A 16,817-nucleotide genomic window follows, 5' to 3' on the forward strand; every position below is an offset into this window, starting at 1 on the left:
TTCGACCTATGCGCACCGAACAACCGAAGATGATTTACCTGAAGGACTATCAGGCGCCCGAGTACCTGATCGATGAGACGCACCTGACCTTCGAGTTGTTCGAGGACCACAGCCTGGTCCATGCGCAACTGGTGATGCGCCGCAACCCCGAGCGCGGTGCCGGGCTGCCGCCGCTGGTGCTCGATGGCCAGCACCTGGAACTGCTCTCGCTCAAGCTCGACGACGCCGACCTGGGGCAGGGCGACTATCAACTGGACGACAGTCACCTGACCGTTCACCCCAAGGCCCAGGCCTTCACGGTCGACACCACCGTCCGGATCCACCCGGAAACCAACACCGCCCTGGAAGGTTTGTACAAGTCCGGCAGCATGTTCTGCACCCAGTGCGAGGCCGAAGGTTTCCGCAAGATCACCTATTACCTGGACCGCCCGGATGTGATGAGCAAGTTCACCACCACCGTGGTGGCCGAGCAGCACAGCTATCCGGTGCTGCTGTCCAACGGCAATCCGATTGCCAGCGGTCCCGGCGAAGACGGCCGGCACTGGGCGACCTGGGAAGACCCGTTCAAGAAGCCGGCCTACCTGTTTGCCCTGGTGGCCGGTGACCTGTGGTGCGTCGAAGACACCTTCACTACCCTGAGCGAGCGCACCGTAGCGCTGCGCATCTATGTCGAGCCGGAAAACATCGACAAATGCCAGCACGCCATGACCAGCCTGAAGAAGTCGATGCGCTGGGACGAAGAGGTGTACGGGCGCGAGTACGACCTGGACATCTTCATGATCGTCGCGGTCAACGATTTCAACATGGGCGCCATGGAGAACAAGGGCCTCAATATCTTCAACTCCAGCGCCGTGCTGGCCCGCGCCGAAACCGCCACCGATGCCGCGCACCAGCGGGTCGAGGCGATCGTTGCCCACGAATACTTCCATAACTGGTCGGGCAACCGCGTGACCTGTCGCGACTGGTTCCAACTGTCGCTCAAGGAAGGTTTCACGGTGTTCCGCGACGCCGGGTTCTCGGCCGACATGAACTCCGCCACCGTCAAGCGCATCCAGGACGTGGCGTACCTGCGTACCCACCAGTTCGCCGAAGATGCCGGCCCCATGGCGCACCCGGTGCGTCCGGACAGCTTCATCGAGATCTCCAACTTCTACACCCTGACCGTGTACGAAAAGGGCTCGGAAGTGGTTGGCATGATCCACACCCTGCTGGGGCCTGAGGGTTTCCGCAAGGGCAGTGACCTGTACTTCGAACGCCACGACGGCCAGGCCGTGACCTGCGACGACTTCATCAAGGCCATGGAAGATGCCAACGGCGTCGACCTGGCCCAGTTCAAGCGCTGGTACAGCCAGGCCGGTACACCACGGCTGGCGGTGAGCGAATCTTATGATGCCGCCGCCAAGACCTACAGCCTGACCTTCAGCCAGAGTTGCCCGCCGACCCCGGACAAGCAGGAAAAACTGCCGTTCGTGATTCCCGTGGAGCTGGGCCTGCTGGACAGCCAGGGTGCTGAAATCCCTCTGCGCCTGGCCGGTGAAGCGGCGGCAGACGGCACGTCCCGAGTGATCTCGGTGACCGAAGCCGAGCAGACCTTCACCTTTGTCGACATCGCCGAACAGCCGCTGCCTTCGTTGCTGCGTGGTTTCTCGGCGCCGGTGAAGCTGAGCTTTCCGTACAACCGCGACCAGTTGATGTTCCTCATGCAGCACGACAGCGACGGGTTCAACCGTTGGGATGCCGGCCAGCAATTGTCAGTACAGGTGCTGCAGGAACTGATCGCCCAGCATCAGCAGGGCGCCAGCCTGGTGCTGGACCCGCGCCTGGTCAGTGCGCTGCGCAGCGTGCTGTCGGACGAGTCCCTGGACCAGGCCATGGTCGCCGAAATGCTCTCGCTGCCAAGCGAAGCCTACCTGACGGAAATCAGCGAAGTGGCTGACGTCGAGGCGATCCATGCCGCCCGTGAGTTTGCCCGCCAGCAGTTGGCCGAGAACCTGTTCGAAGCCCTCTGGCTGCGTTATGCAGCCAACCGCGACCTGTCGAAGAAAACCCCTTACGTGGCCGAGGCCGAGCATTTCGCCCGTCGCGCGTTGCAGAACATCGCGCTGTCGTACCTGATGCTCACCGGCAAGCCTGAGGTGCTGAGTGCGACCCTGGAGCAGTTCGACACCGCCGATAACATGACCGAGCGCCTGACCGCGCTGGCGGTGTTGGTCAACTCGCCATTCGAAGCCGAGAAGGCCAAGGCGCTGGAAGTGTTTGCGGAAAACTTCAAGGGCAACCCGCTGGTCATGGACCAATGGTTCAGCGTCCAGGCCGGCAGCCCGTTGCCGGGTGGCCTGGCGCGGGTCAAGGCGCTGATGGAGCACCCGGCGTTCAATATCAAGAACCCGAACAAGGTGCGGGCGCTGGTGGGGGCGTTTGCCGGGCAGAACCTGATCAACTTCCACGCGGCCGACGGTTCGGGTTATCGCTTCCTGGCGGACCTGGTCATCCAGCTCAATGGCTTCAACCCGCAGATCGCCTCCCGGCAACTGGCCCCGCTGACTCGCTGGCGCAAATACGACAGCGCCCGCCAGGCGCTGATGAAGGCCGAACTGGAGCGCATCCTGGCATCCGGCGCGCTTTCCGCCGATGTGTTCGAGGTGGTGAGCAAGAGCCTGGCATAAACAGGCACTGCCTTACCTTTGTGGCGAGGGGATAAATCCCCTCGCCACATTCATCACCCTCACGAATGTCTTCTGATTCACCCTTGGCCGATATCCCCCCGGTTAACAAAAGATAACGTGGCGTCGATTGTCAGACCTTTCGAAAGCCCGATAGGATAGGTCTGCTTCCGAAGTGGCTCTAGATTGCAGGTTTCAGGACTATGCTCCAGGACTGGCAACGTACCAAGCCATAACAATAATAATGGGGGAAAGGTCTATGAATGAGCCTGTCATGGCTGTGGGCCGCAGCCGGCCGCCGATGCTGCGCAGAGTCGCGTTGCTGGCTTCGGCGCTCTCGCTGCTGGGCTCTGCGGTGTTGTCGGCACCGGTGATGGCTGTTGCGGCGTCGACGTCCGATGTCATCTATTCCGTCGAATCGGCCAAGGCCAGCAAAACCCTGATGCTCGATGTGGTCCACGCCGGCCAGCGCCTGGTGGCGGTCGGTGACCGCGGGCACATTGTCTATTCGGACGACCAGGGCAAGTCCTGGACCCAGGCCAAGGTGCCGACTCGCCAACTGCTCACGGCGGTATTTTTCGTCGATGACAAACACGGCTGGGCCGTGGGGCACGACGCGCAGATCCTCGCCAGCGATGACGGCGGCAGCAGCTGGACCAAGCAATTCGAAGACCTCACCCGCGAAGCACCCCTGCTGGACGTCTGGTTCAAGGATGCCAGCAACGGTTTCGCCGTGGGCGCCTACGGCGCACTGCTGGAAACCACCGACGGCGGCAAGCACTGGGAAGACGCCAGCGACCGCCTCGAAAACGAAGACCAGTTCCACCTCAATGCGATAGCCGCCGTGAAAGATGCCGGGCTGTTCATTGTCGGCGAGGCTGGCAGCATGTTCCGCTCCGCCGACTGGGGCCAGACCTGGGAAAAGGTCGAAGGCCCGTACGAAGGCTCGCTGTTCGGGGTCATCGGTACGGCCCAGCCTTCGACGTTGCTGGCCTATGGCTTGCGCGGCAACCTTTATCGTTCCACTGACTTCGGCGGCACTTGGGATCAGGTCGAGCTCAAGGCCGCGCGCGGTGCCCTGGAGTTCGGCCTGTCAGGCGCCACGCTACTGGCGGACGGTTCCATCGTGATTGTCGGCAACGGCGGCAGCGTCGTGCGAAGTACCGACGACGGCGAGACCTTCAGCGTGTTCAACCGCCCGGACCGAATTTCCGTGGCGGCCGTCACGGCGGCAGGCAACGGCAACCTGATTCTGGCGGGGCAAGGTGGCGTTCGTGCCACCACGTCCACCGGCGCCGAACTGAGCAAATGAGTCACGCCTGCAAGACGGGCACAAAAACAAGAAGGCGGACCCCATGAGCAGTCATCACCAAGACAAGGCGACGTTCCTCGAGCGCCTGATTTTCAACAACCGCCCGGCAGTGATCATCATTTGCCTGCTGGTCAGCATTTTCCTGTTCTGGCAGGCCACGCTGATCCGGCCGTCCACCAGTTTCGAAAAAATGATCCCCCTCGAGCACCCCTTCATCCAGAAGATGCTCGAGCACCGCAACGACCTGGCGAACCTGGGCAACACGGTGCGTATTTCCGTGGAGGCCACCAACGGCGACATCTTCTCCAAGGAATACATGGAGACCCTGCGTCAGATCCACGATGAGGTCTTCTACATCTCCGGCGTCGACCGTTCCGGGCTCAAGTCGTTGTGGAGCCCGAGCGTGCGCTGGACCGAAGTGACGGAGGAGGGCTTCGCCGGCGGCGAGGTGATCCCCCAGAGCTACAACGGTTCGGCCGACAGCCTCGATCTGCTGCGTAATAACGTGCTCAAGTCCGGCCAGGTCGGGCGCCTGGTGGCCAACGACTTCAAGTCGAGCATCATCGACATCCCGCTGCTGGAGTCCTATCCCGACCCGCAGGACCAGGGCAAGTTGCTCGCCCTCGACTACCGGAAGTTTTCCCACGAGCTTGAAGACAAGATCCGCAACAAGTTCGAAGCCCAGAACCCCAACGTGCAGATCCATATCGTCGGTTTCGCCAAGAAGGTCGGCGACCTGATCGACGGCCTGGTCATGGTGGTGCTGTTCTTCGGCGTGGCTTTCGTCATCACCCTGATCCTGCTGTACTGGTTCACCAACTGCATGCGCAGTACCGTCGCGGTATTGACCACCACCCTGGTGGCGGTGGTCTGGCAACTGGGGCTGATGCATGCGGCCGGTTTCGGCCTGGATCCGTACTCGATGCTGGTGCCGTTCCTGATCTTCGCCATCGGCATTTCCCATGGGGTGCAGAAAATCAACGGCATCGCCTTGCAGTCCAGCGATGCGGACAACGCCCTGACAGCGGCGCGGCGCACCTTCCGGCAGTTGTTCCTGCCGGGGATGATCGCGATCCTGGCGGACGCCGTGGGTTTCATCACCTTGCTGATCATCGACATCGGCGTGATCCGCGAACTGGCCATTGGCGCCTCCATCGGCGTGGCGGTGATCGTGTTCACCAACCTGATCCTGCTGCCGGTGGCGATCTCCTACGCTGGCATCAGCAAGCGTGCGGTCGAGCGCAGCAAGAAAGACGCGACCCGCGAACATCCGTTCTGGCGCCTGCTGTCGAACTTCGCCAGCGCCAAGGTCGCGCCGGTGTCCATTGCCCTGGCGGTGATCGCCTTTGGCGGTGGGCTCTGGTACAGCCAGAACCTGAAGATCGGCGACCTGGACCAGGGCGCGCCGGAACTGCGTCCGGACTCGCGCTACAACCAGGACAACAACTTCATCATCAGCAATTACTCCACCAGCTCCGATGTACTGGTGGTGATGGTCAAGACCAAGGCCGAAGGCTGCTCGCGCTATGAAGCCATGGCCCCCATCGACGAGCTGATGTGGAAGATGCAGAACACCGAGGGCGTGCAGTCGGCGATTTCCCTGGTGACCGTGTCCAAGCAGATGATCAAGGGCATGAACGAGGGCAACCTGAAATGGGAAACCCTGTCGCGCAACCCTGACGTGCTGAACAACTCCATCGCCCGGGCCGATGGCCTGTACAACAACAGTTGCTCCCTGGCACCGGTGCTGGTGTTCCTTAACGACCACAAGGCCGAGACATTGGACCGCGCGGTGAAGGCGGTGCAGGACTTCGCCAAGGAAAACAACCGCGATGGCCTGGAGTTCATCCTTGCCGCCGGTAACGCAGGCATCGAAGCGGCCACCAACGAGGTGATCAAGGCATCGGAGCTGACCATCCTGATCCTGGTGTACATCTGCGTGGCGACCATGTGCATGATCACCTTCCGTTCCTGGGCGGCGACGCTGTGCATCGTGTTGCCGCTGGTGCTGACCTCGGTGCTGGGCAACGCCCTGATGGCGTTCATGGGCATTGGCGTGAAGGTCGCGACCCTGCCGGTGGTGGCACTGGGCGTGGGGATTGGCGTGGACTACGGCATCTACATCTACAGCCGCCTGGAGAGTTTCCTGCGCGCCGGGTTGCCGTTGCAGGAGGCTTACTACCAGACGCTGAAATCCACCGGCAAGGCGGTGCTGTTCACCGGTTTGTGCCTGGCCATCGGTGTTTGCACCTGGATCTTCTCGGCCATCAAGTTCCAGGCGGACATGGGGTTGATGCTGACGTTCATGTTGCTGTGGAACATGTTCGGCGCGCTGTGGCTGCTGCCGGCGCTGGCGCGGTTCCTGATCAAGCCTGAGAAACTGGCGGGGCAGAAGGGTAATTCGTTGTTTGCGCATTGATCGACGGTAGAACCTGCCCAATGTGGGAGCGAGCTTGCTCGCGATAGCGCTGTGACAGTCAATGAAGGTGTTGAATGTCAGTGCGCAATCGCGAGCAAGCTCGCTCCCACAGGTTTTTACAGCCTCGGTGGCGAGGTCAGCCTGATGCATCGCTGTCATCAGGCGCCAACGGCAAGAACTTGCTCTGTGCCATGAGCTTGCCGATTTTCCCTCGATGCACATTCACCACCGCGTAGGGGCTATCAGCCTTGGCGAGCAGCGAGTGATAGTCTTCCCTGCGTTGTGCCTTGGTTTTCAGGTGCGCGACGCTGTAGTCGGCTTTCGGCGTATCGATTTTTTCGTAGTGAAAATGCGCATACCAAAGGGGGAAGCCGTCCCGGTTGTTGATGGCATATTCCTGGAGGAAATCCTGGCGGGCTCCTTTCAAGGCCTTGCGTTCACCCAGTCGTGCAACTTGAACCAGGTCTTTTTCGAACAGGTACTGGAGGTTGCCGTCGGTGGGCGGCAGGTGCAGGCTCAGTTGGACACGCAGGGCGCTGCCCCTGGACGTCAGTCTGGAGATGGCCTCGGCCAACTGTCTACCCAGCGCTTGATCAGCCGCTGTGCGTGGCGTTTGTGAGGCGACGAAGGCCCTGTCGAGTTCTTCAGAAAGCGTGCGGAAGCGACTTGCCTCATTGTTCATGATCTCCTCGATTTCCTGAGGATGACGGCAACGCTTTTTATAGCTTTCAGCGCGGCGGAGACGTTTCTCCAGTTCCTCCAGCAGTGTTCGCGCATCGCCGTTGATCGCGTTGATCGATCGGGTCCTGGGGGCTGGAACCGGTCGGTGTACGTCGACAACGTCCCATACGTCGTCGTGACGCGAATAGGTGGCAAGCACCTGATTGTCGACTTCGGAGCGCAACTCGACGACTTCAATCGGCAAGGAGGTGCCGGCAGGTTTCAGGTCACCAATCAGAACGCCACTCCTGCGGGTCTTTATCACCTTTTTCTGAAGGCGCCCGGAGTGCGTCTTCGGGCGTTTGGGCGCACGCTTGCGCGGTGTCGGTTCGGGTTTGACTTCTGCCGCCAGTCTTCCGGAAGCGTCCTGGTACAGGCTGTCAAGCAGCGTGGCCAGCCTGTCGAAATAGGACTCGTTGATATCGTCGACATAAAGCGCCTTCATGCCCTGCAACGCGTCGAGGGCCTCGCCATAATGCTCGGTCAGGCTGGTCAGTACCTCAAGCTGCTCAGAGGCGGTCAGGTCGTACAGTTGCAGGTCAGCGTGGGAGCGCACCTGCTCGGCCAATGGCCTGACGATGCGATACAGGCTATCGGGCAAGCTGGTTTCGGGGTGTTTGATGGCCAGCATCGGCAGGGCGGCCAATTGCAGGGCCTTGGTGCCTATGACATTCCGTTCATTCTGCGGACGGCCGCGGGTCAGGCGTTCGAATGCCTGGGCTCCCACGGAATCCAGGTTCAATAGCTTCTCCAGGTACTCATCCTTGAGTTGCAGCCAATGGATGGCGCGATCATTGATGTCGCTCATGGCTTCAAGGAACATCACGTAGCCCTGCATGTCGCGAACCACGGCTTCTTCCACAAACGTTCCGGAAAACTGCGGGTGAGCGGCATTCAGGGCCCGTTGATCCATCTCGACGACCAGGAAGGCCTTGCGGGCATTGTTGACCACATTCTCCATCAGCCCGCGGACGCTTCCAGAGGGCAAGCCAATGCCCAGTCTTGCGCGCTCGGGCGCACTGTCCAGCAGTTTCAAATAGATGTCGGTCTGCTCGTTGAGCAGGTCATAAAACACTTTTCGTTTTGGCGCGCGCTGTTCCTCGGTATAGGCGTTTCCTTCCTCGAGCCGGGTCATCACTTGTTGGGCAATGTCCAGGGATCGTTGTCGTTCGTTCTCCTGGGCGAGGTAATTGTTCATTTCAGCGCTCAGCTCGATGGCTTTGTGGGCATTGAGGCGACGCTGGTCAGCCAGGCGCTTGGGCGGCGCACCGCCGCGCAGGCGCAAGCGCAGGTCAAGGGACCAGTTGCCGTCCAGGTCCGATTGCAGCGCAGGTCCGGTCTGTGTCGGGTCGAGCGGGTCGACAATCGTGGTGCTGCCGTCCGGGTCCGGGTTGACCGGGTACAGCCCGTCTTGCAGCAACGCGTGCCATTTGTTGGCGATCACGTACAAGCCCTTGAACGGGCCATTTCCAATCGGCTCAGGCAAGGCAGTCGGACGCGCCACCTGCATGCGTCGTATGCGGGTGCGTTGTTCCTGCGTCAGGTGACGGCGAGGGCTGCTGAAACTGAAGTCCAGCGACCTGCTGGGTTGTTCGCCAGGCAAGGCGACGGATCCTTCCAGAACGCTCGGCGAGGTCGGTTCGGGCCACTGCTGTGCAACGACACGTGGCGCGGGGGCGCGCATCGCTTGGTCCTTGATCGATGCGGGCGTGACTGCGCGAACCGGTGCACGGACGGCGGGAAAATGGCTCACCAGCATGGCCAGGTTGACCAGCAAATCGACGGTGGCCAGCTCCCGCGTTGCCGGATCGTCACTGCTCAGGGCCGGGATATCTTGACTGGCGCTGGCCATCAGGCTCCATAGCCAGACGGTGGCCATGGCCGGGCCGCGCAGCAACGGAAACAGCAGTGTATTGAACAGCAGGCTGCCGCCCTTGAGTAACACCGCCCAGCGGCTTTCGCTGTTGGAGACAGAGTTGCGGTCGGCCTGGGTGACCAGGGCTCGGGCGTTGCAGCCGTAGAGGTACTGCATCAATTTGCCGTTGCGCAGGTATTGCAGCAGTTCATCGTTGCCGGCGTCGACGGCGAGCGTTGCCGGAACGGGCTTTTCGGGAACGCTGAACTCGTCACCCTCGAAGAAACGCACGATGTGCGGTTCGAGGAAGCCGCCATTGGCATACACCGGGCGTGCGTCGTCGGACATCCAGGTCAGGACGCTGTTCTGCAAGTCTGCGGCGCTCACGACGGACTGCAACAGTGCCTGGCGCGTCGCAAACTCCAACAGCACGGGCGCGTACAGGGGGCGATACAACAGGTGCGGGCCCGTTCTGGCGTCCTGCGCCTCGACGATGAACATGTTGCTCACGAGGTCGGGCCGGGCCTGGGGCTTGCGCAGGAAGGCCAGGTGTCGAATGACCACGGGGCGACCGTCAACCTGTCGGTCCTCAGCATCGGGTTGCAGCAGGGCCTCGATCAGATGCAGTCCTTGGCGAGTCATGCCGTTTTTGTTGTCGAGCATTTGCTGCAGCGCCTCGAGCGGCAACTGCGCCGGGAGTTGTTCGGCGAACGTCCGTTGAAATGCCTGCGCTTGAGGCGAGTCGCTCAATAGGGCTTGTTGCAGGTAGCGCGGATAAACCGTGCCGATGTCGACCTGTTCGATCAGCCCGCCCCTTCGGGTAATGAAGTCCGGCGTCAACCAGGCAGGCAAGGCCAGACCCCGGCGATGACTGAGTTGCAGGTTGCCACTGGGGCGTGCGACGAGGTTGTCGATGGCCAGTTGCGTCAGGCTCATCGTTCTTTTCGCGCGGATGCCAACGGTCCCGGGGTATCCCGCCGAGACGGTGAACGTCAGTACCACATCGTCGGGTTGGTAGTGACTGGGTTGCACCTTGGCCGGGCTGCTGTCGTTAGTCTTGCCCATCTGCGTGAGCAATGCGTCCGAGGTAAAAGCCTTGATGTCGCTGAGTGCGGGACGTCCTTGAGTGCGTTGCTTGAGGCTGGCCAGTGCCAGGCTGCATCGCTGGAACGTTGCTCGATCGACGACGGAGGCTTTTTTCAGCCATTCGGGCAGCAACGGCCCGAGTCGTGCCGATGTTTCAGGCGTGAGGCGCGGCGCGTCGTGCAGATAGCGAGCGGGATCGCTCAGCTCGCTGTAGAGCGTCTTGAGGTCTGGCAGGCCGATTCGGGAGGGCAACTGTACCGCCTGCACATCGGCCAGTTGTTGCTCCAAGATCATGGCGGCCTGGGTGTCGAAGGCATGCCCGTCGATTTCGTAGCGTTGACAGGTCACGGTGTCGACGACATAGCGACTGGCGATCCGTTCGCCCCAATACTGGTTGAAGGCTTCCATCGACTCGAAGGACTGCACGGCGCTGCCGGGGCTGCAAAGCACAATGACGAGGCCGTAGCGAGTGTAATGGAGCAGCAGGATCTCGTTGCTGGGCAGCACGCTGCTGGAGGTGCCTTGGGTGACAGTGCTTTCCAGGCTGTAGGCGTAGACGGGCGGGACATTGTGGCTAAAGCGTTGTTCGCGGTCCGGCCAGCGGACGATCTGGGCCAGGGTCTCGCGTGCCGGTTCGGTCAGTCCTGGCTGTTGCAGCCCCCGGATATGCAGCATGTTCTTGAGTGTGTCGCTGAGCCATTGCCAGCGGCTGGTGCGGACAGGGGCATCGGTTTGCGGGCGGGGGCCGATGTCAGCGTTCCAATAACGGGTCAGTGCGTCTTCCAGCCCGATTGGAGCGGTCGAGGGCAGTTCAAGCAGCAGTTTTTCGATGACCTGCATGTCGAGCTTTTCATCCCGTGGCCAAAGGCGCTGCGGCGGCGTGTCGGAGAGGTAGCAATCAAGATTTCCCCGGGGGCTGAAATCCACGGAGGTGCCGAGGGCCAGGTATTCGAGCACCCGCGGCATGAACGGTTGAAAGTGCCAGCCACGGGTGATCGCATTTGGTGTGGCCAATTGGGTCTTGGCGAGATCGATGGTCAGCGAGGGGTATCTGGCCTTGATGGCCTGTTGGAGCATTTGTTGCGCGACTTGCTCGAAGGTCGGGCGGTCGGCGAATGACTGGCTGACGGTTTGCGCAAGGGCAGAGGGGCTGTCAGCCGGGGAGGGCGAGGTCATAAGAAGTCCTTTTCCTGAGCTCATGGCCGTCGGGATGACGACGAGTCAAGTATCGACCTCCTGTTTTCCTGGTGTGCGGTATATAGCTACTGCCCGGTTGAGCGCGCGTTGTGGCAGGCCTGGTAGTCGCTGCCGTAGGCTGCGATCCGTTCGCTTGGGATTCAATTGGCAGGGGAAAGATCGCAGCCTCGTTGCACTCGGCAGCTCCTGCGGGGCTCAGGCTGGATCGTTGCCCAGTACCACATTCAGCGCGCTGCGGGCATCGTCCAGTTGCACCAGCGTGGCATGGCGGGCACCGAGGGCGTCGCGGTTCTCGATGGCGGTGAGGATCGCCTTGTGTCGCGGCATCGCCAGTTCATGCAGGTTGGGCCGCTGGTTGGAATGCTTGAGCGCCTCGGCGATGGCCACTGACAACATGTTGCAGAGATTGGCGAGCAGGTCGTTGTGGGTGGCGTCGGCGATGCGGCTGTGGAAGTCCAGGTCCGGTTGCAGCACGGCCTCGGGGGTCGGGGCCGCTTCCATGCGCTGGTAGGCCTCACGGATGGAAGCGATGTCGTCCTCGTTGGCGAACTGTGCGGCGAGGGCGGCGGCGGCCGGTTCGATGATGCTGCGCACGCTGGTCAGCAGGTTGAAGAATTCATTCTGCGGGCTGCTCTGCATCAGCCAATGCAGCACATCCGGGTCGAGCATGTGCCACTCCCGCCGAGCCTTGACCACCGTGCCCACGCGCGGGCGCGAATACACCAGGCCCTTGGCGACCAGCACTCGCGTGGCTTCGCGCAGCACCGGGCGGCTGACCGCATACTCTTCGCACAGCAAGGCTTCAGCGGGCAGTTTGTCGTCCGGTTTGAAGCGCCCGGAAACGATCTGCATGCCCAGTTCCTGGACGATGCGCGCGTGCATGCTTTTGCGGTCGGAGGGTTTACGGTAATCCATGGGATGCGGCGCGATCCTGTGCGAGGGGAGTGCTGCGCATGATAGCAGGCGCGGCGATGGCGGGTCGCTAATGCGATTTTTGATTTGGATACAGACCCATTGTGGGAGCGAGCTTTTTGTGGGAACTGAGCTTGCTCGCGATAGCGGTGTCACAGACAACAGAGATGTTGACTGGAAGGGCCTCATCGCGAGCAAGCTCAGCTCCCACAAAAAGCTTGCTCCCACAGAGGCTTGCTTCCACAAGGGGATGGGTGGGGTCAGTGGGAGTGGCGTGGCACCTCGGCGCCGCGGCAGCCGACCAGGAAGTCGAAGTCACAGCCCTGGTCCGCTTGCAGCACGTGGTCGATGTACAACTGCCGGTAACCGCCCACCAACAGGTTCTGCGGTGGCGGCAGGTCGGCCAGGCGCGCCGCGAGTTCGGCGTCCGGGATGTCCAGGTGCAGGCGGCCGCTGGCGCAATCGAGTTCGATCCAGTCGCCTTCCTTCACCGCCGCCAGAGGTCCGCCGGCGGCGGCTTCCGGTGCCACGTGCAGGACCACGGTGCCGTAGGCGGTGCCGCTCATGCGGGCGTCGGAAATCCGCACCATGTCCGTCACGCCCTGGGCCAGTAGCTTGGCCGGCAAGCCCATGTTGCCCACTTCGGCCATGCCCGGATAACCCTTCGGCCCGCAGTTTTTCATCACCAGGATCGAGTTGGCGTCCACGTCCAGTTCCGGGTCGTTGATCCGTGCCTTGTACTCGTCGAAATTCTCGAACACCACCGCGCGACCGCGATGCTGCATCAGTTCGGCGGTGGCGGCGGACGGCTTGAGCACCGCACCCAGTGGCGCCAGATTGCCGCGCAGCACGCAGATACCGCCGTCGGCGCGGATCGGGTTGTCCAGGGTGCGAATGACTTCGTCCTGGCCGTAGATCGGTGCGTCCTTGGTGTTCTCGCCGAGGCTCTTGCCGTTGACGGTCAAGGCGTTCGGATGGGGAATCAGGTTGGCTTCGCCGAGGCGACGCAGCACGGCGGGCAGGCCACCGGCGTAGTAGAACTCTTCCATCAGGAAGCGCCCGGACGGCTGCAGGTCGACGATGGTCGGCATGCCGCGACCGATGCGGGTCCAGTCGTCCAGGTCCAGCTGCACGCCGATGCGACCGGCAATGGCCTTGAGGTGGATCACCGCGTTGGTCGAACCGCCGATGGCCGCATTGACGCGGATGGCGTTTTCGAACGCTTCCTTGGTCAGGATCTTCGACAGTTTCAGGTCTTCACGGACCATTTCCACGGCGCGCATGCCGGACATATGGGCCAGCACATAGCGCCGTGCGTCCACGGCCGGAATCGCCGCGTTGTGCGGCAGGGAAGTGCCGAGGGCTTCGGCCATGCAGGCCATGGTCGAGGCGGTGCCCATGGTGTTGCAGGTGCCGGCCGAGCGGGACATGCCACCCTCGGCCGCGAGGAAATCGTCAATGGTGATGGTGCCGGCCTTGACCTGTTCGCTCAATTGCCAGACCACGGTGCCGGAGCCGATGTCCTGGCCTTTGTGCTTGCCGTTGAGCATCGGCCCGCCGGTAACGACGATGGCCGGTACGTCACAACTGGCGGCGCCCATCAGCAGGGCGGGGGTGGTCTTGTCGCAACCGGTGAGCAGCACCACGCCGTCAATCGGGTTGCCGCGAATCGCCTCTTCTACGTCCATGCTCGCCAGGTTGCGGGTCAGCATGGCGGTGGGGCGCAGGTTCGATTCGCCGTTGGAGAACACCGGGAATTCCACCGGGAAGCCCCCGGCCTCGATCACTCCGCGCTTGACGTGTTCGGCGATTTGCCGGAAGTGCGCGTTGCACGGCGTCAGCTCCGACCAGGTGTTGCAGATGCCGATGATCGGCTTGCCGTGGAACTGATGGTCGGCGATGCCCTGATTTTTCATCCAGCTGCGGTACATGAAGCCGTTCTTGTCGGCGGTGCCAAACCATTGGGCCGAGCGCAGGGAGGGTTTCTTATCAGACATGATCGATTCTCTTATTGTATGACTATATTGTTCTAGCTGAAGCGTAACATAAGCGCAATTTGTGCGGTTTGGAAGTGTTGTTGGGTAAATAGTATTACTATATAGTCCGATTCAATGGAGGGATTGTCCTGGCGGTCATTCGCGAGAGAAATCCCCCGAGGTTCCATAACAACAACAATCGGAGACCGGTCCCATGAGCCAGGAATTGCGGCTTATACGTCGCATCACGCTGAAACTGATTCCCTTCCTGATCCTGCTGTACCTGATCGCCTACGTGGACCGCTCTGCGGTGGGCTTTGCCAAGCTGCACATGGGCGCCGACCTCGGTATCGGCGACGCCGCCTACGGCCTGGGTGCTGGGCTGTTTTTCATCGGTTATTTCCTGCTGGAGATCCCCAGCAACCTGATGCTGGAGCGCTTCGGTGCCCGGCGCTGGTTCGCGCGGATCATGATCACCTGGGGCGCCATCACCATCGGCATGGCGTTCGTACAAGGTCCGCATAGCTTCTATGTGATGCGCTTTTTGCTCGGTGCGGCCGAAGCCGGGTTCTTCCCGGGCGTGCTGTACTACATCACCCAGTGGTTCCCGGTGCGCCATCGCGGCAAGATCCTCGGCCTGTTCATTCTTTCCCAACCCATCGCGATGATGATCACCGGCCCCGTGTCCGGTGGCCTGCTGGGCATGGATGGCATCCTTGGCCTGCACGGCTGGCAGTGGCTGTTCATGGTCATCGGCCTGCCAGCGGTACTGTTGACCTGGCCGGTGCTGCGTTACTTGCCGGACGGCCCGCAACAAGTGAAATGGATGGACCAGGCCGAGAAGGACTGGCTGACCGGTGAACTGAAAAAAGACCTGCAGGAATACGGCCAGACCCGCCACGGCAATCCGCTACATGCCCTGAAGGACAAGCGTGTCCTGCTGCTGGCGCTGTTCTACCTGCCGGTGACCTTGAGCATCTACGGCCTGGGCCTGTGGTTGCCGACGCTGATCAAGCAGTTCGGCGGCAGTGACCTGGTGACTGGCTTCGTATCGTCGGTGCCATACATCTTCGGCATCATCGGTTTGCTGATCATTCCCCGCAGCTCCGACCGCTTGAACGACCGCTACGGTCACCTGGCCGTGTTGTACGTGCTGGGCGCCATCGGCCTGTTCCTCAGCGCCTGGTTGTCGGTGCCGGTGTTGCAATTGGCGGCGCTGTGCCTGGTGGCGTTCGCGCTATTTTCCTGCACGGCGGTGTTCTGGACCTTGCCGGGGCGTTTCTTTGCCGGCGCCAGTGCGGCGGCGGGTATTGCGTTGATCAACTCGGTGGGCAACCTGGGCGGCTACATCGGCCCGTTCGTGATCGGTGCGCTGAAGGAGTACACCGGCAACCTGGCCTCGGGGCTGTATTTCCTGTCGTGTGTGATGGTGTTCGGCCTGGTGTTGACCGGCGTGGTCTATCGCCTGCTGGAGCGCAAGCATGTGCTGCCGGCGGATCAGTTCGCCGCCAGCGCCCGTGGGGCGACGCGTACCTGAGGTCACTGTGGGAGCGAGCTTGCTCGCGATGACGATCTGACAGTCGACATCTGGGGTAAATGTAAGACTGCTATCGCGAGCAAACTCGCTCCCACAAGGGACGCACCGAATTCAAGTTTTGCTTACAAGGAGAAAGATATGCGTTTAGTTCAGTTCGAATTGAATAACGGCGAACGCCGCGTCGGTGTGGTCGAGGGCGATCAGGTGCGCGAAGTGCAGGGCGCTCGCACCGTGCGTGACCTGGCGCTGGCGGCTATCGAAGCGGGCGTGAAGCTTGAGCAGCAGGTCAATAGCCTGGGCCTGGGGGCGAGCCATGACTACGCCCGGTTGCTCAGTGACCTGCGCATCCTGCCGCCACTGGACCACCCGGACCCGGCGCACCTGTTGGTCAGCGGCACCGGCCTGACCCACCTGGGCAGCGCCTCGGCCCGGGACAAGATGCACCAGCAGGCTGGCGACGAAGCGGCCATGACCGACACCATGCGCATCTTCAAGTGGGGCGTGGAGGGCGGCAAGCCCCAGGCCGGGCAGGCTGGCGTGCAGCCGGAATGGTTCTACAAGGGCGACGGCAGCATCGTTGTCCGTCCGGGTCATCCGTTCCCGTTGCCGCCCTTTGCCGAAGACGCTGGCGAGGAGCCGGAAATCAGCGGCCTGTATGTCATCGGCCACGACGGCAAGCCCTATCGCCTGGGCTTTGCCGTGGGCAACGAGTTTTCCGACCACGTGATGGAGCGCAAGAATTACCTGTACCTGGCCCATTCGAAATTGCGCAGTTGCAGTTTTGGCCCGGAACTTCGCGTGGGTGAACTGCCTCAACATCTGTCCGGGACCAGTCGTATCCTGCGCAACGGCGAAGTGCTGTGGCAGAACGAATTCCTCAGCGGCGAGGCGAACATGTGCCACAGCCTCGAAAACCTGGAATTCCACCATTTCAAGTACAGTCAGTTCCTGCGCCCGGGGGATGTCCACGTTCACTTCTTCGGCACCGCGACCCTGTCGTTCGCCGATGGCATCCGCACGCAGCCGGGGGATGTGTTCGAAATCAGCCAGGCTGAATTCGGCGCGCCGCTGGTCAACGGTATTGCCCCGGTGGACGCGGTGTTCAACCCGGGTACTATCGGCACACTTTAAAGGAGACTT

The 16,817-nt window shown here is 61.7% G+C and carries 8 protein-coding genes; 5 read left to right on the forward strand and 3 right to left on the reverse strand.

Translation table 11 applies throughout. From position 1 onward, the window contains the following. Positions 1 to 8 precede the first annotated feature (8 nt). From pepN to F7R20_RS26460, 3 genes are all read left to right on the forward strand, one after another. Positions 9 to 2,666: an aminopeptidase N gene (pepN, locus tag F7R20_RS26450; protein WP_003202695.1), complete on the forward strand. Its 2,658-nt coding sequence runs from the start codon at positions 9 to 11 to the stop codon at positions 2,664 to 2,666. Between the two features lie 256 nt (positions 2,667 to 2,922). Continuing rightward, positions 2,923 to 3,975 carry a WD40/YVTN/BNR-like repeat-containing protein gene (locus F7R20_RS26455; RefSeq protein WP_028237622.1) on the forward strand — a complete coding sequence of 351 codons (1,053 nt, stop codon included), beginning with the start codon at positions 2,923 to 2,925 and terminating at the stop codon, positions 3,973 to 3,975. A 43-nt stretch (positions 3,976 to 4,018) separates the two neighbouring features. Further along, positions 4,019 to 6,394 (forward strand): efflux RND transporter permease subunit, encoded by a 2,376-nt coding sequence (locus F7R20_RS26460; protein ID WP_003202691.1) that lies wholly within the window; start codon positions 4,019 to 4,021, stop codon positions 6,392 to 6,394. A gap of 136 nt (positions 6,395 to 6,530) precedes the next feature. Here F7R20_RS26460 and F7R20_RS26470 read toward each other — a convergent pair whose 3' ends face one another. From F7R20_RS26470 to F7R20_RS26480, 3 genes are all read right to left on the reverse strand, one after another. Continuing rightward, positions 6,531 to 11,231, reverse strand: coding sequence for a dermonecrotic toxin domain-containing protein (locus tag F7R20_RS26470; protein WP_003202688.1), 4,701 nt, complete (start codon positions 11,229 to 11,231; stop codon positions 6,531 to 6,533). 216 nt (positions 11,232 to 11,447) lie between these two features. Then, on the reverse strand, positions 11,448 to 12,167 hold the full coding sequence (locus F7R20_RS26475) for a FadR/GntR family transcriptional regulator (RefSeq protein ID WP_003202686.1): 720 nt from the start codon (positions 12,165 to 12,167) through the stop codon (positions 11,448 to 11,450). Between the two features lie 257 nt (positions 12,168 to 12,424). Beyond that, positions 12,425 to 14,161, reverse strand: coding sequence for an IlvD/Edd family dehydratase (locus tag F7R20_RS26480; RefSeq protein WP_003202685.1), 1,737 nt, complete (start codon positions 14,159 to 14,161; stop codon positions 12,425 to 12,427). A 193-nt stretch (positions 14,162 to 14,354) separates the two neighbouring features. On the opposite strand from F7R20_RS26480, the gene F7R20_RS26485 reads away from it, so the two are divergent. Both F7R20_RS26485 and araD1 read left to right on the forward strand, forming a co-directional pair. Further along, complete coding sequence (locus F7R20_RS26485) at positions 14,355 to 15,677, forward strand: MFS transporter (RefSeq protein WP_003202683.1); 1,323 nt, start codon at positions 14,355 to 14,357, stop codon at positions 15,675 to 15,677. Between the two features lie 138 nt (positions 15,678 to 15,815). Next, the gene (gene araD1 / locus F7R20_RS26490) at positions 15,816 to 16,808 is read left to right on the forward strand and encodes an AraD1 family protein (RefSeq protein WP_003202681.1); all 993 of its coding nucleotides are present in this window, start codon (positions 15,816 to 15,818) and stop codon (positions 16,806 to 16,808) included. The last annotated feature ends 9 nt before the right edge of the window (positions 16,809 to 16,817 follow it).

Source organism: Pseudomonas brassicacearum subsp. brassicacearum (assembly GCF_008801605.1).
In the GTDB taxonomy this organism is placed as follows: domain Bacteria; phylum Pseudomonadota; class Gammaproteobacteria; order Pseudomonadales; family Pseudomonadaceae; genus Aquipseudomonas; species Aquipseudomonas brassicacearum.